The following is a 22,198-nucleotide window of genomic DNA, read 5'->3' on the forward strand; positions in this document are numbered from 1 at the left end:
CAGAGGTGGACAGCAGGAATAAGCATAGTGGTCATCGTTCGGTCGGTGTCGACGGCGGCGGTTGGTGTCGGTCGTTAGCTCGCCTGCTGTTCGTCAAGCCACTCGTTGTACTCGGCTTGGTCGACGACCTCAATCGTGAAGTACATCTGGGAGTGGGCGACGCCACAGTATTCAGTGCAGTAGCCCTGATACGTCCCCGTCTCGCTGACGTTCGTTTTGATGTAGTTCGTCTGATCCGGGATGGCATCGGATTTCATCCCCAGCTCCGGCACGTGGAAGCCATGGATCACGTCCCGCGAGCTCACGTTGACATAGATGTCCTGATTCGCCGGGACGACGATTGTCGGCCCCTCACCGGCCCCGCTGACCGTCACATCCTGCTCAGGGTAGGTCATATCCCAGCCCCACTGGTAGGCTTGGGCTTGGATCAGCACGTCGTTTTCGTCGGGGGCGACCTCTTCTTCGCCGCCGGTGAATTCGACGCTGTCGTCGGCCATCACGCCGTAGGAGGCAACCCCGACAAACAGGAGGATGACCGCCGTCGCGACCGTCCAGGTGATCTCAAGCCGCCGGTTCTCCTTGGTCTCCTTTGGCTCGTCGTTGCTTTTGAACTTGAGGACAGCATACAGCAGAATCCCTTCGACTAACAGCGTGATCGGGATCGCAACGATCAGGAGTTGCTCGTTGAGCCCATAGATCAACTCCGCCGAGGTCGATTGGGCGGCAACTGGGTCGGCAAGCAGCGTCACCAACACTGCTGCGACCGTCGAGACCGCCGCGAGACGCCTTGCGTTCATCGTTGTCCCCTGTTGGTGTGGCGTGTGTAAATACCTGCTGACTCCACAGTATCGGCTCCCCGTTGGGTCGCCGGATAGCGTGAATCCGGACGCATATATACGTCGATACCCAACCATCCTGTAGTGAGTTCCAGCGTTCGCCTTCCGGATCGGGTGCCGCTCCTCTTGGCGGCGACAACGATGGGCGTGTACCTGCTCCTCGTTGTCGGCGTGGCGACGGCGTTGACCGACGCCGCCGCGGCCTGTACGGCCTGGCCAGCCTGTGGCTCCGGCTGGTCGCTGCCAACGACTCTCGACGGCTGGGTCGCCTTCGGCCACCGAATTGTCGCCGTTGTCGTCGGGTTCGGCGTTCTCGCGTCGGCGGTGGCGGTCGTCCGCACCGACGCCGCTCGCCGCGTCAAACTCGCGGTCGCCGTCGCGATCTTCGCCTATCCAGCCCAGGCTGGACTGGGCGCGGTGGTGGCAACGACCGGCGGTACCGACCGCATCTCGGCGATCCACCTGCTGGCTGGCGTGACAATCTTCGGGGGGCTGTTGGCTGCCCTCACATGGTGGCTGGAAGCCGAAACCGGTGATCCAGACGATGTGCCGAGTGGGCCACCGGAGCCATCCGAACCGCTCGATCCTGAGAGTCGTCCACCGATCCCGACCGACCCCGTAGAGCGGACAAAAGCGACACTGTTTGCGTACTTCCGGCTGATGAAGCCACGGCTGATGTGGCTGCTGTGTCTCGTTGCGGCGGCGGCGATGGCTCTGGCTGGCGGGTCAGGGTTGACGCCCTACACGGTCGGCGCAACCCTCGCCGGCGGCGCGGTTGCGATCGGTGCCTCGGGGACGTTCAACCACATTCTCGAACGCGACGTGGATCGACGGATGGCCCGTACCAGCGATCGCCCGCTGGCGACGGATCTGGTACCGCTCCGCAACGCCGTCGCCTTCGGGCTGGCGTTGACGACGCTGTCGATCGCCCTCTTTGCGACGGTGAATCTGCTGACGGCTGCCCTCGGCGTCGTCGCCATCCTGTTTTACAGCGTGATCTACACGCTGATCCTGAAACCAAACACCGTCCAAAACACCGTCCTCGGCGGTGCGGCCGGCGCGCTGCCGGCGTTGATCGGCTGGGCGGCGGTCACCGGCTCGATCGGCGTTGGTGGCCTGTTGCTTGCGGCGTTCATCTTCTGTTGGACGCCGGCGCACTTCTACAGTCTCGCCTTGGCCTACAAGGACGACTACGAGCGCGGCGGGTTCCCGATGCTGCCGGTCGTCTACGGTGAAACCGCAACGCGGCGACACATCCTGTGGTACTTCGGGGCAACGCTGATCGCCGGCGCGGCGTTAGCCGCTGCTGATGTCCTCGGCTGGATCTACGTCGCTGTCGCCGTCGGCTTCGGCGCGCTGTTCCTCTGGTTTGTCATCCGTCTGCACTACGAACAGACCGAGGCGGCGGCGTTCCGGTCGTTCCACGCCTCGAATGCCTATCTTGGCACCGTCCTGTTGGCCATCGTCATCGAGGGCTTGGTGCTGTAGCCGATGGCTGCGACGACCGGCGGGCTCTCGATCCCCGTGCCGACCGGTCGCCGGCTCTACTGGGCGCTGTTTCTAAACAGCCAACTGCTGGCTGCCGTTCTCTACGTGCTGCTGACGGCTGCGAGCTTTGCCTCACTCCGCCTGGTCGCCTACGCCGCCGTCTGGATCAACGTGAGCGTGTGGGTCGTTTTCAACAGCCGGCCAGCGGCGACCGTGGCGACCCGGGTTCGTCGTCGCGCGCTGGCGGTCGGTGGCGGCTACTTCGCGCTGTTGGCGGTCGCTGGCGGGCTCATCACGGTCGGTGTCGGCGAGGCGGCGACCGGATTACGGATCGCTCCGTTGCCGCCGGGGTATGGGCCAGCCCTGTTGTACAGCGGCCAGCGGGTGACGATCACGTTGATGCCGAACTATCTCGTTGGCTACGCCGCGCTCGCGTATCTGGTCTACGTGACCGTTATCGACGCTGCTGGTTCGGCGGCCGCCGGGCTGATCGGCCTGTTTTCGTGTGTCTCCTGTTCGTGGCCGATTCTCGCCTCGCTCATCTCGGCGCTCACGGGCGGTGGCTCCCTGCTTGTCACCTCGGCGCTGCAGGTCTCCTACGGGCTGTCGACGGCTGTGTTTCTGGTAACGGCTGGGCTGCTCTACTGGCGGCCGACCGTGGTGCCGTGGCTGCAGCGATGGCGGTCAGCGTCCCTCTGGTAGGCCGGTCGCGGTGACGCGGGAGGCGGGCACGCTCGGTCATGCGCGGCGTCGCCATCGTTTCGTGTGCGAAATAGTTTTGATGGGTGCTGTTGAAGCATCGACAATGGATTCCGAGCGTGAGCGAACGATCCTCATCGTCGAGGACGAACAATCCCTCGCTGCACTGCATGCCCATCACCTGCAGGACGATTACGAGGCGCGGGTGGCGTTCACCGGCGGCGAGGCATTGGTTGAACTTACCTCGGATATCGATCTCGTCTTGCTCGACCGCCGGATGCCGGGGATGTCGGGTGACGAACTCCTCGATCACATCGACGACTGGGAATCCGACTGTCAGGTGATTATGGTCACCGCCGTCGACCCGGATCTCGACATCATCGACATGCCGCTGGCAGGCTATCTCACCAAACCCGTCTCAAAAGAGGAGCTGTTGACCGCGGTCGAACAGGCCTTCCTGATCGACGACTACGAGGAGCTGGTCTCCGAGTATTACGAGACACACAAAAAGTACGCCACCTTGACCGCGGAGTTCTCGCCCACCGAGATCGACGACGAGCGGTTCGACGACCTCGAAGGGCGGATCGACGAGTTGGAAACCGAGATGAACGAGATTCTCGAGCAGTTCCCCGACGATGACCTCCGCGATGCGTTCCGTGGGATCCACGAAAGCGAATAAACCGACGCAACGTCGTTCCACCAGCAACCCACAGCTTTTGCCGCCACCGTCCGTCTCCCCCGTATGTCGACGATTGAAATCGAATACTGTGTTCCGTGTGGCTTTCTTGATCGCGCACTCACCGTCGAAGAAGCGATCTGCCGGCAGTTCGCCGACCAGCTTGATCGAATCTCCCTGGTGATGGGCGATCACGGCGTGTTCATCGTCCGTGTCGACGACGAGGTCGTGTTCGACAAAGCAGACGACCCCCTCGATGTCGACGATATCGTTCGCCGGGTTCGCCCGTACGTCGTTGGTCGCTAATCGCCTGCAGAAGCGGTGTCGCTCAGTGGCCCCACCGTACGCCGTCCTCGTTGAACCGAGCGTCGGTGATGCGGTCGTGTTGGTCGTCGGTGATCGACACCTCGGCGGCGGCGACGTTCTCCTCCAGTTGCTCGACCGTCCGCGCGCCGATGATCGGCACGCAGGTGAAGGCGTCCTGATCCATCAGCCAGCGCAGCGACACCTGGGCTGGTGTGGAGTCGACCTCGTCGGCGACCGCACGGATCTCATCGAGCACCTTCCAGCCGCGCTCGGAGAGATAGAATCGCTCGAAGCGGTCGTCGAAGCTGGCCCGGGAGCCGTCAGGTGCCTGCACCGATTTCGGGTCATCCGGATCTTTACGAGTGTATTTTCCGGTGAGAAAGCCGCCGGCCAGCGGCGAGTACGGACAGACGGCGAGCTCCTGATCGGCTGCCACCGAGAGGTAGTCCTCGACGTCCTTGTAGTAGCCAGCGTGGAACAACGGCTGGACAACATCGAACCGCTGGTAGTCGTTGACGTCAGCTTTCCAGAGAGCCTTCGTGAGCTGCCAGGCCGCCATCGTTGAGGCACCGAGGTAGTTCACCCGGCCGTCCTCGACGAGGCCGGTCAGCGCCGAGAGCGTCTCTTCGATCGGCGTGTTCTCGTCCCAGCGGTGGATGTAATAGAGGTCGAGATAGTCGGTGCCGAGATTGTCAAGCGTTTTGTCGATCTGATTGCGGATATGCGTTCGCGAGAGCCCCGACCCGTTGGGGTTGTCCTCGTCGTACTCGAAGTACACCTTCGAGGTGAGGACGAACTTCTCGCGGTCGCGGTTTTCGAGCCAACTGCCGATGTAGGACTCGCTGGTGCCGTTGGGGTCGCCGTAAATATTCGCTGAATCGATGAAGTTGCCGCCGTGATCGGCGAAGGCATCCAGCAGTTCGTGGGCGTCGTCCTCGTCAGTTTCCAGCACCCCGTTGGTTCGGCGGCCGAACCGCCACGTGCCAAAACAGAGTTCCGAGACGCGGGTTCCAGTCGCACCGAGTTGTCGATAGTCCATGCAGGCAGGTGATTCTATCGCGTGAAAAGCGTATCCACCTGCGGCGGTAGAACTGTTATAAGAAGACAGCCATGCCTGTTGTCAGACTGATCGCCACACAGATGACGAACATCATGACGAGTGCAACCGTCGATAGGTAGCCCCTGTCAACGCGACAGGTGTCGCCACTACCCCCCCATAGCCCCCCGGCCATACGTGTATGTTTGTGACTCCCCCATCTTAGCTGTTGGGCTCGACAACCCGGGAGCGGTGAAACGGAATCCTTAGGCCGAAACCGCGCCGAGTGCGGATATGAACGAGGCTGTTGTCGCCGCCGGTGTCAGCAAACGCTACGGCGAGACGGTCGCCGTCGACGATGTCGATCTCTCGGTCGCCGACGGCGAGGTCTTCGGGCTGATCGGCCCCAACGGCGCGGGGAAAACGACACTCGTCCGCGCGCTCACCGGAACAACGCCGGTCGACGGCGAGATCACTGTCCACGGCGAGGCCCCAACCGCGGTCGACGCCGATCGGATCGGACTGCTCCCCCAGTCGTTTTCGCCCCCTGCTCGGCTGACCGCCCGCGAGCTGATCGACTACTACGGCGGACTCTACGAGACGGCCCGCGACACAGACGAAGTGCTTTCGGCCGTCGGGATGGCTGCTGCTGCAGATAGCTGGTATGAGACGCTTTCTGGTGGCCAGCAACGCCGCGTCTGCGTCGGGATCGCGCTGGTCAACGACCCCGACCTCCTCTTTCTTGATGAGCCGACGACCGGTATCGACCCCGCGGGCCGACAGTCATTGTGGTCGCTGCTTGAGGAGTTGGCCGACGGCGGCACCACGATCGTCCTCACAAGCCACTCGATGACAGAGATTCAGCGGCTCGCTGATCGGGTTGGGCTCCTCCAGGACGGCCGACTAGTCGCCGTCGGGACGCCAGCCGAGTTGATCGAGTCACACGGCGGCGAGAGCCAACTTGTTATCGACACCGACCAAGCGGCGGCCGCTGTCGACGCACTCACCGACGCCGACTTCGCGGCCACTGCGGGATCGACTGAGGTCGTCGTCGACGGCGTTTCACCGGTCGAGATCGGCGACGCGGTCGCGGTGTTGTCGACAGTCGGTATCGAGTATGGCTCGTTGGCGTGGAGTGAGCCCAGCCTGGAGGATGTTTACCTCCAGTTGACCGGTGAGACCTTCGCAACCGCTGGCAACGCCGACAGCACCACAGTCGCCACACCGACAGACGCACCCTCACCGACCGAAGCCGAGCCACAGGAGGGTGCCCAATGAGCCGCCTTCGACGGATTCGTGCGGAGGCCGTTGCCGCGTGGCACTCCTTCCTCCGTCGCCGAACGGCGGTCTTCTTTACCTTCTTTTTCCCTGTCCTCCTGGTTGTGATCTTCGGCGCGCTTGTCCGCACCCAGCCGACCGACGGCGGGCTGTTTGCCGAGCCGGCAGCCTACTACATCCCCGGCTATCTGGCGACGGTGGTGCTGTTCACCCCGCTGTCCCGCGTCGGTAGTGAGATCGCCCGCCACCGCGACGACAACCGGTTTGAAAAGCTGGCGACGACACCGCTGGGACGTGGTGAGTGGCTACTTGCTCACACGCTTGTCAACGTCGCCATCATCGGTCTGGCCAGCCTGTTGATCCTTGGGTTGGTCGTCGTCTTAACGGGTGCTGCGGTACCGATCACTCCCCGGCTCGCGCTGTTGGGGCCGTTCATCGTGGGTGCGGTCGTGTTGTTCTGTGGCTTTGGGGCGATCCTCGGGCGGCTCTCCTCGACGCAGGACGGTGTCATCGCCGCCAGCAACACGATCGCGTTTCCCCTGCTCTTTCTGTCAGATACATTCGTCACCCTCGAACTCCTCCCCGGTTGGTTTGCACCGCTTGTCGAACTCTCGCCGCTGACCTACTTCGCTCGCGGCGTTCGCGCACTCACGTACGGGCCGGCCATCGAGGAGTCATACGGGCTTGAACTGGCTGTGGTCGCGGTGCTGGCGGTTGCGTTCTTCGTCGCCGGTGCGTATGCGATCCCGCGAACTGACTGATCGATCCCAACCAGTTTTACTTGCTACAACGACTGCAACCGATCCAGTTGCGACCGCAAAAACAGCCACGACGATCGTCGTCAGTTGAAGCTGAGTACGACGACGATGAGTAGGATCACCAGTATCGCCAGGGCAACGAGTCGCCCCATTGAGACGCCGGCCTCGGGCTCAGCGGTTGTCTCGGCTGCACTGTCAGCAGCTGCGTCGGCTGTGTCGGTGTCAGCCTCGCTTGCGCTGTCGCTGCCGCCTGCGTCGTCGGCGTCGTAGGTTCGTCGCGTGTCCCGAACCAGCGTGACTCGCACGTCGAGGTCGGCGGCGATCTCGGCGTTGGTTGCATCCGGATTCTCGGCGACGGCATCCAGAATCGACTCCTGGACGGCCGTCGGCTCGCCCGGGCCGGTGTCGATCGACGATTCGGTCGTCTCTTCGTCGGTGTCGTCGTCGAGATCCGAGCGCTCGAGATCGGCGTAATCGTCGCGGGTGTCCCTGACAACCGGGATTCGGGCCCCCGTTTCGTCGGCGATCTCGGCGTTGGTCAACTCGGGATCCTCGAAGGCGAGTCGGAGGATCTCCGTCTGGAGGTCGCTTGGCTCGCCGGGCTCCCACTCCCTGTCATCGTCGCTGCTGGCACTGACTGTGCCGGCATCGTCGTCATCCGCATCGTCCTCCTCGATGGTACCTTGGCCACCGTAGTCGGCCGATTTGCCGGGCTCGTGTTCGACCCGAGTGTCCCGAACGATCGCCACGTGGGTGCCGGTTTTGGCAGCGATCTCGGCGTTGGTCAACTCGGGATCCTCTTGGGCGAGTTCGAGGATCGCCTGTTCGGTGTCGGTGAGCACACTCGCGTCGACGCCGGGCGGCAACTCGCCGTCGTCGGCGGTTTCGATCCCGCCGCCGCTGCTGTAGTCGTAGTCGGCAAGCGTGTCCCGAACGAGCGGGACGCGTGCGCCGACCTCCGCGGCGATCTCACCGTACGTCCACTCGGGGTTGTCGGCGGCGACCTGTTGGATCTGTTCCTGAAGGTTACCGTCGGTCGAGCCGTCGTCGCTATCAGCCGACCCGCTGTCGTCGGCTGCTTCGCCCCCGAATTCGAAGCCGCCGTCGGCGTGTTCGCTGCGAGTATCCCGGACGAGTGTGACCCGCGCGCCGGTCTGTTCGGCGATCTCAGCGTTGGTCAAGTCTGGATCCTCCTCGGCAAGCGCGAGAATCTCCTGTTGGCGGTCGCTGAGTTCGACCTCGTCGTTGCCGTCCGTCGCGTCACTGTCGTCCTCGTCGGCAGCCGGCTCGACGCCGACGTCGACTTGGTCTTCGTACTCGTTACGGACATCCCGGACGAAGGTGATTCGCTTGCCCGTTTTCTCGGCGATGTCGGCGTTTGTCGCGTCCGGATCGCGGGCTGCTGCTTCCAGCACCGCGAGCTGCGAGTCGGTGAGATCCGCGGCGTCGACATCGATATCAACCGCGTCGTCTGCGTCAGCGGCGTCGTCCGGGAGTTCGACCTGGTCTTCGTACTCCTCGCGGATATCCCGGACGAGGGCAACCCGTGTATCGGTCTGCTCGGCGATGTCGGCGTTTGTCGCCTCCGGGTCGCGCAGCGCGGCTTCGAGCACCGCCGATTCGGTGTCGCTGAAGGACGCTGAGTCGGTCGGTTTCTTCATCATTGGTCGCTCCCTCCCGTTGCAGATGTGTTAGTTAGCTGGCTAGTCCGTCCGTCGCTGGCGGCCCCCACTCCGCCGACTCCACTGTTCATACGGGTTGTCAACTCGAAGCAATAGTAATCAATCTAACGCCTTCATACACGATTGTTGCGCATAGACGGCGATATCCGCTTTGTGTCTCCGAAATCAGTTTTATCACCACTATTCCGACAGTTCAATGAACTGATGTTGGGCTCCCCCTCGATTGCCTGTCGCTGCGAACCCGGTTTTTACTACCGTGGGTGACGCTACACCAATCATGCGCACCAAACACGATGTGTTCCAACAGCTCCGGGACAGCGGTGTCGTCGCTGTCCTCAGGGGGGTTGACGCCGACACGCTGATCGAAATCACCGACGCGCTGCTGGCCGGCGGCGTCACCGGAATCGAACTCACCGCTGACACGCCTGGCATCGCCGGGATGGTCGAGGAGCTTGACAGCACCTTCGGCGACGAGATCGCCGTCGGCGTCGGCACCGTTCTCGACAGCGAGACTGCCCGGACGGTCATGCTCAGCGGCGCGGATTTCGTCGTTAGCCCAAGCCTGCATGAGGATGTGATCGACACCTGCAACCGCTACGGCACGCTCGTCGCACCGGGGATCATGACGCCGACGGAGGCGATCACGGGCTATGAGGCCGGCGCGGATCTGCTGAAAGTCTTCCCAGCCTCGTCGCTCGGGCCGGGTCATCTCGGTGCGATCAAGGGCCCACTCGGGCAGATTCCGCTGATGCCGACCGGCGGCGTCAGCCCCGACAATGCGGGCGACTACATCGAGGCTGGTGCGGAATGTGTCGGTGCTGGCGGCGCGCTTGTCGATTACGAGGCTGCAGCCCGCGGCGACTTTGAGATCATCACGGAGACTGCCAAGGAGTTCCGGGCCGTGATCGACGACGCTCGCACCTGATCCGGCGTGTGAGTGGTTCTTTTTCGCCTTGAACCGCACTGTCGAATTGTTTTCTATAACGTAAAAATACAAAAATAAGCTACGTCGTTGGCGTCCTCCGGTTCACCGACTACACTGTCGGTGGGGTTGTATCGTCCGAGCCGTGATGGAGCACGGGATGGCTGATCTCTGTCGTCGCTGGGTCGTCAGTTCTCTGCGCTCGGGTCTCTAGCTGTAGTGGCGGATTGTGTGTGATGGTACACCCTTCGGGCGGCCGATACGCGACATACGCGTTCGCCCGTGTGCCGGCGCGCTCCAAGCCAATCGTGACGACGCTGCCGACATTCACGCCTGCGAGCCGATCGTGGAGTGCGTCGTCCTGATAACTCACCACCTGTAAGACGGTTCCCGCGGTCGGATCCGCGACCGTCATTCCATCCTGTGTCGTCATCTCGGAGAGCACACGATACCGCTGGGCGGTCGATCGTGGCGACTCCATGCGCAACGTTCACATACACCACTACTTAAACATTGAGCAATCTGCAAGATATGAACGCGTGATTGTGGTGTTTTCTCTCATTCAACGCTATTTACGACGATGCTCGTCGTCAGCCGTTGTGTTGGCCTCTCCTCCGGTCGATTCATTCGCGTCTGCAGTCGAGGTTGTACCACCAGGTTGCCCCTCCTCCTGTGCCACTGCTGACCATCCTGTCCGCTGGCGTCGCCGATCAGCCAGCGACGCTTGCAGGCGATCCCGCAACTCCGACCGGAGGCTGACGGCGTCGTCGACCTCGATGTCGACGGCGGCGGCGTCGTTGCCGAGCAGCGACAGCGAGCCTGCCGTATCGCCGATGACGGTGGCGACGCGCCATCGGCGTTGGAACAGCGTTCGACTATCGATAACGGTCTGCAGGCGGTGGTAGGGAACTCGTTTTGTCTCGCGGTTCCAGACGCCGTTTCGGGTGACGAAGTGGTCGGCACCCAGCCGGTAGCCGCGATGGAGCCATTTGTAGTGGGCAGCGATCGGCGCGAGGAACACGCCCACTAGCGGGAGATACCACGGGAGGCCGGCGGCTGCGTCGATGACAACGCTGCCCGCATACAGCAGCCCGGTCACCGCAGCCAGTGCGATGAGATACCGCGCGAGATACCGCCGTCGAATCCGCTTTGGCGGCCGATTGAACGCACCTGTCTCACAGCTGTCGATCTCCTCGGCCAACCGCCGGATCCGATCTTCGCCGGCGATCGGCACGGCGGCCTCGCTGCCGCGGTCGTTTGCCTGCCCTGGCGCGTAGCCCGCGGTTTCGACCGCCAGCGTCGCATACCCCGCCCGCCGCTTGAGGGGGTTGTCGCTGATCGTCACCGTCTGGATCTTCTCGAAGGGGATCGTTCCGCTGTATCGCTGGAGCAGGCCGCGCTCATACCGAAGCTCGGTTTCCGATCGCGTCAGTCGGAACCCCCAGTAGTTGACGACCGCCGAGATCGCGCCGACGACCCACGAGAGGACGACCAAGCCGACGAGCAACACCACACCCATGACGAACAACACGAGCGTCGGATCGAGCCCGGTGGTTGCGACGGCTGCCGGTTCGGGAACGACCGGCGAGACAAACGGGATCGATCCCGTAAAGACCGCAAACAACAGCCCCGGGACGCGTGGATCAAACGAAAGGATCCCAGCCAACGCCAACTCGCTCGGCGAAATCTCAAACAGCAACTCCTCGTCGGGTTCGTCGAACTCGCGTGTCGCCGCGCTGTCGGTCGTTTCGCTGCCACCGTCAGCGGTGTCTCCCTCTGTGTCGTCGGCTGCCTTGGTGGCTGTGCGTCGCCGTTGGTTCTCTCTGCGCTTCCGTCGGCGGATCTCGTCTTGAATCGTTGTCGCCGCATCGGCGGTCACGTATCTGATCGCCGCCTCCGTCGAGCCGCCGCCGGCGGTTTCGAGGTTGATCGCCGACAGCCCGAGCAGCCGCTGGATGACGTTTCGGCTGATGTCGACGTTCTGCACCCGGCCGTAGGGGATCTCCCGCTCTCGGCGGTTGAGGACGCCGGATTCGATGTCGAAGGTGTCGTCGGTGAATGTGTACTGATACCGCTGGTAGTAGGCGAACTCGTAGGCGAGTGCCAGTGCGATGGCACCGCCGATCCCGGCAGCCACCAGCGCGCCACCAAAGCCGACGCCGGTGCCGACAGAGCCAAGAACGACAAGCGTAATCGCCAGCCGGCCGGCCTTCTGGAGGGCCCGATACGGCACCGACAGCGGGGCTAACTTCACACCGCGTCCTCCCCGTCGGCGTCGATGGCCAGCCCCTTGAGTCGCTCGCGGAGGTCGCTTGCGTCGTCGGGTGTCAGCCCCGGAATCGTCACGTCCGCGCCGCGGGAGCCGGCGGTGTAGACGACGGTGCTGGCGAGACCGACGAGTCGCTCGAAGGCCGACCGCCGGGAGTCGACGTGTTGGATCCGGACAAGCGGGACTTCGGTGCGAACCTGTGTGAGCACGCCGCGTTCGAGATAGAGGGCGTCATCGTTGACGACGTATCGCCAGTTGCGATACCGCAAGATTGCGTGGACAACGCCGAGAATGACAAACAGCGCGGTGAGGCCGGCCGGGATCGACAGCGACGCCGAGCGGTAGACGGCGACCCCGGTGGCGGCACCGCCAAGGATGAGCGCGCCGACCAGCGATCGGAGCACCCAGATGATTCGGATCCGTGAGTTGAGCGCGTTCATCGCCAGGCCTCCTGTCGGCGACGCCCAGTATGCATACCGATCAGTACGTGTGGTGGGTGTATAAGTCTCAATATCACCCGCCCGCCGGTCAGGAATCTGTCTGTCCGTGGATCGACGTGCTGGGGATCAGGAATCTGCCTGTCCGTGGGTTGACTTGCTGGCGTCGTAGCGCACGTACCACCCGTCGTCTTCGACGGTGTAGTCGACCGTGTTGGCCTCGTAGGATTGCTCTTCGTCCGGCTTTGTGACGTAGAATGTTGTGTGGACGTACTGCACGCTATCGGCGTCCATCGCCTCCTTCCAGTCGCCCAGCTGTGTCGGGTTCCCGAGCCGCTGGACGACCAGATCTTGCACTGAGACTTCCTCGACGCTGGCGATCTGTACGTCCTCAAATTCGGTGAACGCCGCTGGTGGGACGTGCTCAGATTCCACCGGGTAGGTCGGCGATTTGGAGTGGACGATGGTCGCGTTCAGCGCGTCGACGTTCTCGGCGAGCAGCGCGCGGTAAAACTGCCGCACTGTTCCGGTTGGCCCACGTCTCGGCTCGACGAGCCCCTCATCGTCGTTGCCTGTCGCCGACTGGTCAGTCGTTTCGTTGGGGGCTGCCGACGCCGGTCGGTTGCGCCCGGCGGTACAGCCCGCGAGCGTGGCGATACCACCGACTGCAGCAATAAACGCACGACGACTCGGCATACCTGTTCGATGGTCTCGATCGTACTAAACCGTTTCTAAGCGCGTTGTGGCATCTCTAAGTACTACACTGGTCGTTGGTGGTGTCGTCTTCGAGCGTGAGGACGTCGTTAACAACCTCTCGTACCACCGCGGTCACCTCACGATCCGGGCTCCCGACGTAGCGGCCGTCCTCGCTGACTGTGTCGTCTGCGACGACACCGCTTTCGGCAGCCAGCAGGCTCCCGGCGTGCTGTTCGTAGATGTCGGGCTGGACACAGACAAGTCCCTCAATCGAGCCCCGAGCTAGTAGCCCCCAGTCGACACAGGGGGCCCAGGTTGTCACGACGCGTTTGCACTCCTCTCGGAGGGCTGCTTCGAGTGCCCGTATCTGTGTGAGTCCGTCAGGATCGGTCACAACCGAGAGGCCGACGACGAGCGCGACCGTCCCGTGTTCCAGCGGGAGCGACGTGGTGGCCGACAGCGGTTCGCCGTTGAGCGTTGCTCCGACGTCGCGATCGGCGAGATACAGATCCTCAGTTAGGGGTTCGTAGATCGCTGTCGCCACCGGCGTCTCCTCGTAGAGCACCGCAACCGCGGTGGCGAACTTCGGGTAGCCACTGGCGAAGTTGTTGGTGCCATCGAGCGGATCGACGACCCACCGGTAGTCGCTGTCGCCGATGCGACCCGCTTCCTCGCCGTGAAACGCGTGGTCGGGGTAGTGGTCGTCGATCACCGCTTGGATTCGGGTCTCCGATTCGCGGTCGGCAGCGGCCTTGACGTCGATACTGCTGAATTCGCCGTCGACACGGCCGTTTCTGAACACCTCTTGGAGATACTGGCCCCCAGCCTTGACGGCCTCCGCGGCGACCGCAGTGAGGTCATCGGTCGCGTGTTCCATACCGACCGCATGGGCGGCGACTGTTTCAGATCATCGGTAGCACCTGTCGATTATCCCCGCCCTTGCTGTTTTGTCGACGGCGGTCGAACGCGCAGATATGACTACACCATCCAACGACAGCGACCGATTCGAGATCAGCGGTGACCTCACCGTCAACCGCCTCGGGTTCGGCGCGATGCGGCTCACCGGCGACGACATCATCGGTTCGCCCGCCGACGAGCCAGCAGCGCGCGGGGTGATCCGCCGGGCGGTCGACTGCGGCGTCGACTTCATCGATACGGCCGACTCCTACGGCCCCGGTGTCAGCGAGCGACTGCTTGGCGCGGAACTCGATCACGACGGCACGGATTCAGCTGTCGTCGTCGCCTCGAAAGCCGGGCTGCTACGGACGCGCAACGGCGACTGGCTTCCGCATGGCGATCCAGACTTCCTGCAGAATCAAGTTCTCTGTAGTCTTGATCGGCTCGGCGTCGACGAGATCGATCTCTATCAGTTCCACCGGCCCGATCCCGACACGCCGTTTGTGGACTCGGTGCATGCCTTCGCCGAGATGAAAGATGCCGGCCAGATCCGCCACGTCGGTCTCTCAAATGTGAGCGTCGAGCAGTTGGAGGAAGCCCAAGAGATCGTCGACGTTGCGACCGTCCAGAACCGCTACAACGTCGCCAACCGCGAGCAGGAAGCCGTTCTGCGGGCGTGTGAATCCGCTGGTGTTGGCTTCATTCCGTGGGGCCCGCTGTACGGCGTCGACGACGACGGGGCCCACGATGTGCTTGCCGAGATCGCCGACGCCCACGACGCCTCGGCCCACCAGATCGCGCTGGCGTGGCTGTTGGAGCACTCAGATGTGACGCTCCCGATCCCCGGCACGTCGAGTGTTGAGCATCTGGAAGCGAATGTCGCCGCGTCGCAGTTGTCGCTGAGTGATGCAGAGATGGATCGGCTCAACTCGATTGACCCTCGATAATCGGTCGTCGGTGTCGACTCTGCTGTTTCTGCAAATGGGTAGAAAGCCCTCGGCGTGCTGGACTCCCGGGACTCGCTGCGCTCCTCACCGCTCGCTTCGCTCGCGGTTGCGGTGCTTGCATCGTCACCAGAAATCGGAGATTTCTGGTTGGCTCACGAGAGCTTGCTCTCGTGAACGTCCGGGTTCGCCCAGCACGCCTCGCCCTTTCATTCCGCCAGGGCGTGGTTTGGTCGGCTGGCTGATTCGGGCCCGATGCCCGGTGTTTCTCGCTGTGAGGTTGCAGACACAACGCCTAAGTTCGGTTACTGCACATACTTCGGTGTGAACCATACTGCTATCATCGCGGTCGACGCCGATCCGATAGCAGTGCGTCCCGCTCGTCCGAAGAAGCGCGCAGTCTGATCGCTCGTTCCGGGCGTGGCACCCCCGTTTCGGGCCTTTTTACTCATCTCGCATAGTCTTCCGACCATACGACTCCCAGCGACACCACAACCATGACACAAATCGACTTCAGCGGGGTCTTCCCGGCGATGGTGACCCCCTTTACCGAGAACAACGAGATCGACACAGAAACGCTCCGCGAGGACGCCCAGCGGCTCGAAAAAGCGGGCGTCGATGGCCTCGTCCCCATGGGCTCGACCGGCGAGTCGGCGACGCTCTCGCATGCCGAACACGTCGAGGTCGTCGAGGCCGTCGTCGACGCAGTTGAGGACGTGCCCGTCATCGCGGGCACCGGCTCGAACAACACCGCCGAAGCCCTCGACCTCTCTCAGCAGGCCGCCGACGCCGGTGCCGACGCCCTGCTGCTCATCTCTCCCTACTACAACAAACCCGAACCACAGGGGATGTACGAGCACTACGAGGAGATCGCCGACACGGTTGACCTCCCGCAGATCATCTATAACGTCCCGAGCCGGACGGGTCGCAACATCGCCGTTGACACCGCTGTCGAACTCGCTGACCACCCCAATATCGCGGGCTACAAAGCCGCCTCGGGCGACCTCAACCGCATCTCGGAAGTCATCGAGCGCACCCGCGGGAAAGACTTCTCCATCCTCTCCGGCGACGATGGAATGACCCTGCCAATTCTCGCGGCCGGCGGCGATGGCGCGATCAGCGTCGTCGCCAACGTCGAACCCGAACGCGCCTGTGCGATGGTTGGGGCGGCCTTGGAGGGCGACTACGAGTTCGCCCGCGCGATCCACCACGAACTCGGGCCGCTCACCCGCCAGTTGTTCGTCGAGACCAACCCGATTCCGGTCAAAGCCGCGATGGCGATGCGTGGCTACGCTCCCGAGCGCATCCGCTCGCCGCTGACCGAACTCTCCGAGGAACACCGCGAGGAACTCCAAGCGCGACTAGACGAACTCGACAGTGACCTTGCTGAGGCGGAGGCGACGACCGAATGATCGAGATCGCCGTCACTGGCGCGGCCGGCCGGATGGGCCGAGAGGTGCTGGCGGCGGCTGCTGACCGCGAGGAGATCGATGTTGCCTTCGCGGTCAACCGCACCCCGGTCGACGAGCTGATCTCCGGGGTCGTTGTCGAATCGAGTGACAACTTCGATGAACTGCTGGCCGAATACGAGCCCGCTGTCGTCGTCGATTTTACTGGCCCTGAATCAGCCCTCGCGTACGCCGAGGCCTGCGCCGATCACGGCGTCGCCCTCGTCACCGGGACGACTGGCTTCGACGATGACGGCCTCAACGCCCTCGAAAGCGCAAGCGAGTCGACGGCGGTGCTGAAAGCCTCGAACTTCTCGCGCGGCGTTGCTGCCCTCCGGCTCGCCGTCCGGGAGGCGACCGCCGCCCTCCCCGATGCCGATATCGAACTCACCGAGACACACCACAACGCCAAGCGCGACGCCCCCAGCGGCACCGCCAAAACGCTGCTTGATGACATTGAAGACGTCCGCGACGACCTCAGCGAGCGCGTCCACGGCCGCGAGGGCGAGGCCCCTCGATCCGAGGATGAGATCGGCGTTCACGCGCGCCGCGCTGGCGACATCGCCGGCGAACACGAGGTGCTCCTCGGCGGCAGCAACGAGACGCTGTCGCTGACGCATCGCGCCGGCGATCGGAGTATCTTCGCCGAAGGCGCGTTGGATGCCGCCGAGTGGTTGGCTGGTCGGGACGCCGGCTGGTACGACTTCTTCGAGGTTATCGAAGGCTAGTATCCAACCGGCGTACCCTTCCTCTACGATTTAACAGGATCTCTCGCTGTTCCACCTGAAACCATCGGATACAAATCATTCAGTGAGAGAGTCATCCTATGACACTCGAATCCGAAATCACCGACCTGTGGAACCGCTATGATGACGGCCTCACCGCCGACGAGGCCACTGACGACGACCTCGCGACGCTTGAGGTCTTCCTCGAAGCACTCGAAGCCGGCGAGGTACGCGCCGCAGAGAAAACGGGCGACGACGTGACCTCGTGGGAAGCCAACGGCTGGGTCAAACAGGGTATTCTGCTCAACTTCGGCCTGCGACACAACCAAACACAGGAGTACGGCGGTGTCGACTACAACGACGTGCTCCCGCTGCGCCGCACCGACGACCTCGCCGACCGCGGCACCCGCAACACGCCCGACGGAACGACGATCCGCCGCGGTGCCTACCTTGGCGAGGACTGCATCATGATGAGCCCCTCCTTCATCAACATCGGCGCGTACGTCGGCGACGGCACGCTCGTCGATTCCTGTGATACGGTCGGATCCTGCGCACAACTCGGCGCAAACGTCAAACTTGGCGCGAACACGTTGATCGGCGGTGTCCTCGAACCAGTCGAGGGCGCGCCGGTCATCATCGAAGACGGCGTCTCGCTGGGTGCGGGCTGCCGGGTCACCTCGGGCTTCAAGATCGGTGAAAACTCGATTGTTGGCGAAAACACCCTCCTCACCCCGCGCATTCCGGTCTACGATCTTGTCGACGACGAGGTTATCTACGGCCACCTACCGTCTGAGCGGCGGGCGTTCACGCGGTTCGTCGAATCCTCTGTCAGCGACCACGACCTCTTCGACGGCGGCGCGTACAAGCCAGCCGTCGTCGCGACCGACGTGGAGGAAGAGACGCTGGAAGCAACGCAGCAGGAAGACGCTCTGCGAGAGTAATCTGTCTGATAACTCTGGTAAAGTAGAAAGCCTCAACAGGTGGGTCGGCCAACCCCTGTTGTGAACGAACGCTTTGGTCTCCGCTTCGCGGATGTTGACCTCCAACGACATCTCGGCACACGGCTTGCTGGCTTTCTGGTGATCGTCGCCGTCGCCTACGTGGTGCGACCGCTGTTGCATGGCCTCGTGTATCAAACGCTCTACAGCCCCTTCGGGCTCATCGTCATCGGGACGACAGCGGTCGCTGCGACCGTGTTGTGGTTCCTCCCACCGCTCGCGGGCGCGCCAGTCGATGGGATGTCGACGACTGTTTCTCCGTTGTTGCCGGCATCGGCCAACCAGAAACTCGGGCTCCTTGTCGTCGTCTTCACCGTTGGCTTGCTCGTCGGCTTCGTCTACTCGGTGCCGGCGGGGATGGTAACCGAGCGCAGCCTAGCGCAAGATACGATGGGCGAGGCCGACCAAATCCAGGAGTTCCCCCGTGTCAACGCTGAGAACCCACGGATCGCGCCACGGGCCGTCGCCGATGTCCAGACCCGCGGATCGGTGTCCTACCGCACCCACCGACTCGGCCCCAGCGACATCGCCCGCGCGGAGGACGGCTCTCTGGCGTGGTCGTACGCCATCGAACCCGACGGCTTCCGCAACAAGCTGTTGAGCAACCAACGCGGCGTCTTGCTCTCGGATATGACGCGGATGGAGGATCGACAGATCACCGCCTACGACAATCAGACGTTCGCCATCGGCGAGGGGATGTACCTCCAGCGTGGCGCGGCGTGGAACCTCCGGACAACCGACTACTTCGCCCAGTATTTCGATGATGCCGTCGAGTTCACCCACGACGGGCAGGCGTACATGTACTACCCCAAGACGACCCACGAGTGGCGGCTGACGCCGATCCCGCATACCGTGCCGGTCTGGGACGGCGGCGCGCTGCTGCACACGAACGGGACTATTGATCTCCTCTCACCTGAGGAAGCCCAAGCCAGCGAGATACTCGAGGGACAGCGGCTCTATCCACTATACAACAGCCGTCGACAGATGGCTTCGCTCGGCTACCGCAACGGGATCATCAACCAACTCGACATCGTCGGCGAACACGCCGGCCAAGTCGAGGTCGCCACGCTGCCGGCCGGCGCGGGTAACAGTCAGCCGTTCGTGATCGACTTGGAGGGCGAACAGATGAGCTACGTGACCGCGATGGAGCCCTACGGCGAGGACACCCGCGGGCTTGATGAGGTCTGGTTCATCGACGCCGCGACCGGCGACCTCCGCTACTTCGGCTCGGAAGGCGAGACGCTGACCGGTCCCGAGCGCGCAATGGGGATCGTCCGCAGCGAGGACTCCCAAACCGGGTGGGGCGATAACTTCCAAGTCGTCGAACCGATCCCGGTGTTCATCAACGACGAACTCTGGTGGCACAGCAAGGTCGTCCCGATCGACAACACGGATATCAGCCGCAGCGTCTTCGTCAGCGCGTCCAGCGGCGAGGCGGTCGAACTCGGCGACACCGAATCAGTGCGGGAGTTCCTCGCTGGTGGTGATGTCGACGCTGTCGACAACGTCGACACCGAGCCTGCACCCGGCGAGGCAAACGTCGACTACTACATCGTCATTACCGACTCTGACGGCACGGTGATCGAACGCATCCCGGTCGAACCGGGCCAAGAGCCCTCGATCAGCTACGAACCCGCGGGTAACGCTTCTGCGTAACCAGTCGGCAGCGACGACGCCCCGAACCAAAGGATTGAATCGCTGACCGCCCCCACAATGGGTAATGGCTGTACCCGATCTCGCTGACTCTCCGCCCGTTCGCCGGCTGGCCGACTGGGACGACCAGCAGCTTCGCTCGCTGGCTGCAACTCACGACACACCGCTGTACGTCATCGATCTCGATCGCGTGCAGGCGAACTATCAGCGGTTTTCGGCGGCGTTTCCCGACGCCCACGTGATGTACGCCGCGAAGGCCCACACCGGCCAGTCTGTCCTCTCGGCCCTGTTGGACGTTGGTGCGGACATCGAGTGTGCGGCCTGGGGCGAACTCGAACGCTCGATTCAGGCGGGTGCCGACCCCAACACGCTCCAGTACACCGCGGTCAACCCGCCGGCTCACGATCTCGATTACGCCGTTGATCTCGCCGAGGATGCGCCGGGACTGACGATCACGATCGGCGCAACCGACACCCTCGACCGCCTCGCCGAGCGCGGCTACGATGGCCGCATCGCCATCCGAATTAACCCTGGAATCGGGACGGGCCACCACGAGAAGGTCGCCACCGGCAACGACGCCAAGTTCGGGATTCCCTACGAGCAAGTGCCGGATGTCGCCGAACGCGTCCGCGCGGAGTTCGATCTCGTCGGCCTACACTCCCATGCCGGTAGCGGCGTCCTCACCGACGACCTCGAAGATCACTGCGAGGCCATCGAACGCGTCGGCGAGATGGCCCGCCGCGTCGGCGACCTCGAATTCGTCGACATCGGCGGCGGGTTCGGGGTGCCGTACCACGAGGATGAACCGCCGCTTGATCTTGCAAAAACAAGCGAGATGGTCAGAGACGCAGTCGGCGACATCGACGCGCAACTCAAATTGGAGCCAGGCCGCTACATCGTTGCCGACGCCGGCCTCATCCTGACGACTGTCAACACAATCAAAGAAACCCCGACAGCAACGGTCGTCGGCGTCGACGCCAGCCTTGCGACCCTCATTCGCCCGGCGATGTTCGGCTCCTACCATCCGATGCGAAACGTCACCGCACCCGATCGCGAGCCCGAACCGGTCACCGTCGGCGGCCCGGTCTGTACGAGCGCGGACGTGTTTGCCACTGACCGCCCCATTGCGCGCCCCGAGCGCAACGATATCCTCGCAATCGGCAACGCGGGCTCCTATGGCTACGAACTCGCCAGCCAGTTCCACTCCCAGCCGCGACCCGCCGAGGTCGCCCTCGAAGACGGCGACGACCGCGTCGTTCGGCGGCGCGAAACACTCGACGACGTAACCCGGGTCGAACAGTGACCGCGGCAGCGACGGGGTTCGATATCGAGGCGTTTCACGCCAAGGCCGTTCAAACGCCTTCTCACGAGGCTGTCGACGACATGCGCGAGTTGCTGGTCGAGACACTGACTAATGCTGGCCATCTGCCACGCGTCGACGACGGGAACGTGGTCGTCAGTCGCGGTGCGGGTGATAGTATCGACGACGGCGACCCAGCAAGCCCGCATATCGTCCTCAACACCCACATCGACACCGTCGCCCCACACATCCCCTATGAGCGCGACGGCGACACCGTCCGCGGGCGAGGCGCTTGCGACGCAAAGGGGCCGCTGGCGGCGTTGCTCGCGGCGTTTTTACGAACTGATCCCGGCGAGGGCACACTCACGCTGGCGATCACACCTGACGAGGAGACCACCCAACTCGGCGCGGCCGCGCTTGCCGACCGACTGTCCGCCGACGGCTTCATCGTCGGCGAGCCGACCGACCTCGATGTCTGTATCGCCGCCCGCGGGCAGTGTGAAGCCGAGATCACGGTGTCTGGCGCCGGCGGCCACGCCGCCAGCGTTTCAGCCGACGACAATCCCGTTTTCGGCCTCAAACACGTGTTGGCGGGGCTTGCGAGCTACGACGACGCGGTTGGCCCCGACAGACATGAGCTCCTCGGCGACCCAAAACTCACCCCGACGATCGTCGCTGGCGGCGACACGCCAAACCGCGTGCCGGATCAGTGTCGACTCACCGTTGATCGCCGAAGTGTTCCGCCGGAAACGAGCGAGGCGTTTGCGTCGTCACTGACAACACATCTCGCCGAGCAGGTACCCGACGAGCAGACCGTTGCGGTCGACCTCATTGACCCAGAGACACCGTTTCCTGATCCCTTTGTCACCGACAGCGACGCCGCCATCGTCGACGCGCTCCAGACTGCCAGCGGCGGCGACGTGCGAGCCTTTGGGGCGGCAACGGAGGCCTCTCATTTCGCGCCGACCGCGCCGACGGTCGTCTTCGGCCCTGGTGTGTTAGCCGACGACGAGGGCGCGGTCGCCCACGCAGACCGGGAATATGTCCGCCTCGCCGATGTGCGGGCGGCCGCCGATGCCGTGACGGCTGCTCTCGACGCGCTGTACTGAGACCGTCGCGATCATCGCGTCGTTCGTGTAGACACGCTTAT

Annotated in this window: 22 protein-coding genes; 14 read left to right on the top strand and 8 right to left on the bottom strand. The window is 63.4% G+C overall.

Annotated features, from left to right (window positions below; genetic code table 11):
- Positions 1–74: 74 nt before the first annotated feature.
- Entirely contained in the window at positions 75–797 is a 723-nt protein-coding gene (gene coxB / locus DM826_RS02890; RefSeq protein WP_120101249.1) for a cytochrome c oxidase subunit II, read from the bottom strand.
- A gap of 180 nt (positions 798–977) precedes the next feature.
- Between coxB and DM826_RS02895 the strand changes: the two genes are divergently transcribed.
- The 4 genes from DM826_RS02895 (at position 978) to DM826_RS02910 (ending at position 4,005) form a co-directional block, all read left to right on the top strand.
- Complete coding sequence (locus DM826_RS02895) at positions 978–2,324, top strand: heme o synthase (protein WP_120101376.1); 1,347 nt, start codon at positions 978–980, stop codon at positions 2,322–2,324.
- A gap of 3 nt (positions 2,325–2,327) precedes the next feature.
- The gene (locus tag DM826_RS02900; RefSeq protein ID WP_120101252.1) at positions 2,328–3,026 is read left to right on the top strand and encodes a DUF7546 family protein; all 699 of its coding nucleotides are present in this window, start codon (positions 2,328–2,330) and stop codon (positions 3,024–3,026) included.
- A 103-nt stretch (positions 3,027–3,129) separates the two neighbouring features.
- The gene (locus DM826_RS02905) at positions 3,130–3,702 is read left to right on the top strand and encodes a response regulator (RefSeq protein WP_165853233.1); all 573 of its coding nucleotides are present in this window, start codon (positions 3,130–3,132) and stop codon (positions 3,700–3,702) included.
- 63 nt (positions 3,703–3,765) lie between these two features.
- Positions 3,766–4,005 carry a SelT/SelW/SelH family protein gene (locus DM826_RS02910; RefSeq protein ID WP_120101257.1) on the top strand — a complete coding sequence of 80 codons (240 nt, stop codon included), beginning with the start codon at positions 3,766–3,768 and terminating at the stop codon, positions 4,003–4,005.
- Positions 4,006–4,027: 22 nt separating this feature from the next.
- Here the strand turns inward: DM826_RS02910 and DM826_RS02915 are convergent, their stop codons facing one another.
- Complete coding sequence (locus DM826_RS02915) at positions 4,028–5,044, bottom strand: aldo/keto reductase (protein WP_120101260.1); 1,017 nt, start codon at positions 5,042–5,044, stop codon at positions 4,028–4,030.
- A gap of 291 nt (positions 5,045–5,335) precedes the next feature.
- Between DM826_RS02915 and DM826_RS02920 the strand changes: the two genes are divergently transcribed.
- Together DM826_RS02920 and DM826_RS02925 are read left to right on the top strand one after the other, a co-directional pair.
- Complete coding sequence (locus tag DM826_RS02920) at positions 5,336–6,319, top strand: ABC transporter ATP-binding protein (protein ID WP_120101262.1); 984 nt, start codon at positions 5,336–5,338, stop codon at positions 6,317–6,319.
- Positions 6,316–7,080 (top strand): ABC transporter permease, encoded by a 765-nt coding sequence (locus DM826_RS02925; RefSeq protein WP_120101264.1) that lies wholly within the window; start codon positions 6,316–6,318, stop codon positions 7,078–7,080. The genes DM826_RS02920 and DM826_RS02925 overlap by 4 nt, the downstream gene beginning before the upstream one ends.
- Positions 7,081–7,160: 80 nt before the next feature.
- Here DM826_RS02925 and DM826_RS02930 read toward each other — a convergent pair whose 3' ends face one another.
- Positions 7,161–8,741, bottom strand: a complete 1,581-nt coding sequence (locus tag DM826_RS02930) for a winged helix-turn-helix domain-containing protein (RefSeq protein WP_120101267.1) — start codon at positions 8,739–8,741, stop codon at positions 7,161–7,163.
- A 295-nt stretch (positions 8,742–9,036) separates the two neighbouring features.
- On the opposite strand from DM826_RS02930, the gene DM826_RS02935 reads away from it, so the two are divergent.
- Complete coding sequence (locus DM826_RS02935) at positions 9,037–9,684, top strand: bifunctional 4-hydroxy-2-oxoglutarate aldolase/2-dehydro-3-deoxy-phosphogluconate aldolase (protein WP_120101269.1); 648 nt, start codon at positions 9,037–9,039, stop codon at positions 9,682–9,684.
- Between the two features lie 109 nt (positions 9,685–9,793).
- Here DM826_RS02935 and DM826_RS02940 read toward each other — a convergent pair whose 3' ends face one another.
- The 5 genes from DM826_RS02940 to DM826_RS02960 form a co-directional block, all read right to left on the bottom strand.
- A complete protein-coding gene (locus tag DM826_RS02940) occupies positions 9,794–10,162 on the bottom strand; it encodes a hypothetical protein (protein WP_120101272.1) in 369 nt (122 codons plus the stop codon).
- Between the two features lie 87 nt (positions 10,163–10,249).
- Positions 10,250–11,935, bottom strand: a complete 1,686-nt coding sequence (locus DM826_RS02945) for a PH domain-containing protein (RefSeq protein WP_120101274.1) — start codon at positions 11,933–11,935, stop codon at positions 10,250–10,252.
- A complete protein-coding gene (locus DM826_RS02950; RefSeq protein WP_120101276.1) occupies positions 11,932–12,390 on the bottom strand; it encodes a PH domain-containing protein in 459 nt (152 codons plus the stop codon). Before DM826_RS02950 ends, DM826_RS02945 begins: the two co-directional genes overlap by 4 nt.
- Before the next feature lie 126 nt (positions 12,391–12,516).
- Positions 12,517–13,083, bottom strand: coding sequence for a hypothetical protein (locus tag DM826_RS02955; RefSeq protein ID WP_120101278.1), 567 nt, complete (start codon positions 13,081–13,083; stop codon positions 12,517–12,519).
- Between the two features lie 55 nt (positions 13,084–13,138).
- On the bottom strand, positions 13,139–13,960 hold the full coding sequence (locus DM826_RS02960) for an inositol monophosphatase family protein (RefSeq protein ID WP_120101280.1): 822 nt from the start codon (positions 13,958–13,960) through the stop codon (positions 13,139–13,141).
- A gap of 97 nt (positions 13,961–14,057) precedes the next feature.
- On the opposite strand from DM826_RS02960, the gene DM826_RS02965 reads away from it, so the two are divergent.
- The 7 genes from DM826_RS02965 (at position 14,058) to DM826_RS02995 (ending at position 22,157) form a co-directional block, all read left to right on the top strand.
- Positions 14,058–14,927, top strand: coding sequence for an aldo/keto reductase (locus DM826_RS02965; protein ID WP_120101282.1), 870 nt, complete (start codon positions 14,058–14,060; stop codon positions 14,925–14,927).
- Positions 14,928–15,421: 494 nt separating this feature from the next.
- A complete protein-coding gene (gene dapA, locus DM826_RS02970) occupies positions 15,422–16,336 on the top strand; it encodes a 4-hydroxy-tetrahydrodipicolinate synthase (protein WP_120101284.1) in 915 nt (304 codons plus the stop codon).
- The gene (dapB, locus tag DM826_RS02975; RefSeq protein WP_120101286.1) at positions 16,333–17,100 is read left to right on the top strand and encodes a 4-hydroxy-tetrahydrodipicolinate reductase; all 768 of its coding nucleotides are present in this window, start codon (positions 16,333–16,335) and stop codon (positions 17,098–17,100) included. Before dapA ends, dapB begins: the two co-directional genes overlap by 4 nt.
- Before the next feature lie 98 nt (positions 17,101–17,198).
- On the top strand, positions 17,199–18,038 hold the full coding sequence (locus tag DM826_RS02980; protein WP_120101289.1) for a 2,3,4,5-tetrahydropyridine-2,6-dicarboxylate N-succinyltransferase: 840 nt from the start codon (positions 17,199–17,201) through the stop codon (positions 18,036–18,038).
- A 60-nt stretch (positions 18,039–18,098) separates the two neighbouring features.
- Complete coding sequence (locus tag DM826_RS02985; protein ID WP_120101292.1) at positions 18,099–19,751, top strand: hypothetical protein; 1,653 nt, start codon at positions 18,099–18,101, stop codon at positions 19,749–19,751.
- A gap of 64 nt (positions 19,752–19,815) precedes the next feature.
- Positions 19,816–21,051: a diaminopimelate decarboxylase gene (gene lysA, locus DM826_RS02990; protein ID WP_120101295.1), complete on the top strand. Its 1,236-nt coding sequence runs from the start codon at positions 19,816–19,818 to the stop codon at positions 21,049–21,051.
- Positions 21,048–22,157 (top strand): M20/M25/M40 family metallo-hydrolase, encoded by a 1,110-nt coding sequence (locus DM826_RS02995; protein WP_120101298.1) that lies wholly within the window; start codon positions 21,048–21,050, stop codon positions 22,155–22,157. Before lysA ends, DM826_RS02995 begins: the two co-directional genes overlap by 4 nt.
- The last annotated feature ends 41 nt before the right edge of the window (positions 22,158–22,198 follow it).

Source organism: Halonotius aquaticus, from assembly GCF_003605575.1.
Lineage (GTDB): Archaea > Halobacteriota > Halobacteria > Halobacteriales > Haloferacaceae > Halonotius > Halonotius aquaticus.

What these genes read in the sequence shown, in the direction of transcription:
- coxB (WP_120101249.1), bottom strand. Translation starts at nt 797, where the DNA reads ATGAACGCAAGGCGTCTCGCGGCGGTCTCGACGGTCGCAGCAGTGTTG.
- DM826_RS02895 (WP_120101376.1), top strand. Translation starts at nt 978, where the DNA reads ATGGGCGTGTACCTGCTCCTCGTTGTCGGCGTGGCGACGGCGTTGACC.
- DM826_RS02900 (WP_120101252.1), top strand. Translation starts at nt 2,328, where the DNA reads ATGGCTGCGACGACCGGCGGGCTCTCGATCCCCGTGCCGACCGGTCGC.
- DM826_RS02905 (WP_165853233.1), top strand. Translation starts at nt 3,130, where the DNA reads ATGGATTCCGAGCGTGAGCGAACGATCCTCATCGTCGAGGACGAACAA.
- DM826_RS02910 (WP_120101257.1), top strand. Translation starts at nt 3,766, where the DNA reads ATGTCGACGATTGAAATCGAATACTGTGTTCCGTGTGGCTTTCTTGAT.
- DM826_RS02915 (WP_120101260.1), bottom strand. Translation starts at nt 5,044, where the DNA reads ATGGACTATCGACAACTCGGTGCGACTGGAACCCGCGTCTCGGAACTC.
- DM826_RS02920 (WP_120101262.1), top strand. Translation starts at nt 5,336, where the DNA reads ATGAACGAGGCTGTTGTCGCCGCCGGTGTCAGCAAACGCTACGGCGAG.
- DM826_RS02925 (WP_120101264.1), top strand. Translation starts at nt 6,316, where the DNA reads ATGAGCCGCCTTCGACGGATTCGTGCGGAGGCCGTTGCCGCGTGGCAC.
- DM826_RS02930 (WP_120101267.1), bottom strand. Translation starts at nt 8,741, where the DNA reads ATGATGAAGAAACCGACCGACTCAGCGTCCTTCAGCGACACCGAATCG.
- DM826_RS02935 (WP_120101269.1), top strand. Translation starts at nt 9,037, where the DNA reads ATGCGCACCAAACACGATGTGTTCCAACAGCTCCGGGACAGCGGTGTC.
- DM826_RS02940 (WP_120101272.1), bottom strand. Translation starts at nt 10,162, where the DNA reads ATGGAGTCGCCACGATCGACCGCCCAGCGGTATCGTGTGCTCTCCGAG.
- DM826_RS02950 (WP_120101276.1), bottom strand. Translation starts at nt 12,390, where the DNA reads ATGAACGCGCTCAACTCACGGATCCGAATCATCTGGGTGCTCCGATCG.
- DM826_RS02955 (WP_120101278.1), bottom strand. Translation starts at nt 13,083, where the DNA reads ATGCCGAGTCGTCGTGCGTTTATTGCTGCAGTCGGTGGTATCGCCACG.
- DM826_RS02960 (WP_120101280.1), bottom strand. Translation starts at nt 13,960, where the DNA reads ATGGAACACGCGACCGATGACCTCACTGCGGTCGCCGCGGAGGCCGTC.
- DM826_RS02965 (WP_120101282.1), top strand. Translation starts at nt 14,058, where the DNA reads ATGACTACACCATCCAACGACAGCGACCGATTCGAGATCAGCGGTGAC.
- dapA (WP_120101284.1), top strand. Translation starts at nt 15,422, where the DNA reads ATGACACAAATCGACTTCAGCGGGGTCTTCCCGGCGATGGTGACCCCC.
- dapB (WP_120101286.1), top strand. Translation starts at nt 16,333, where the DNA reads ATGATCGAGATCGCCGTCACTGGCGCGGCCGGCCGGATGGGCCGAGAG.
- DM826_RS02980 (WP_120101289.1), top strand. Translation starts at nt 17,199, where the DNA reads ATGACACTCGAATCCGAAATCACCGACCTGTGGAACCGCTATGATGAC.
- lysA (WP_120101295.1), top strand. Translation starts at nt 19,816, where the DNA reads ATGGCTGTACCCGATCTCGCTGACTCTCCGCCCGTTCGCCGGCTGGCC.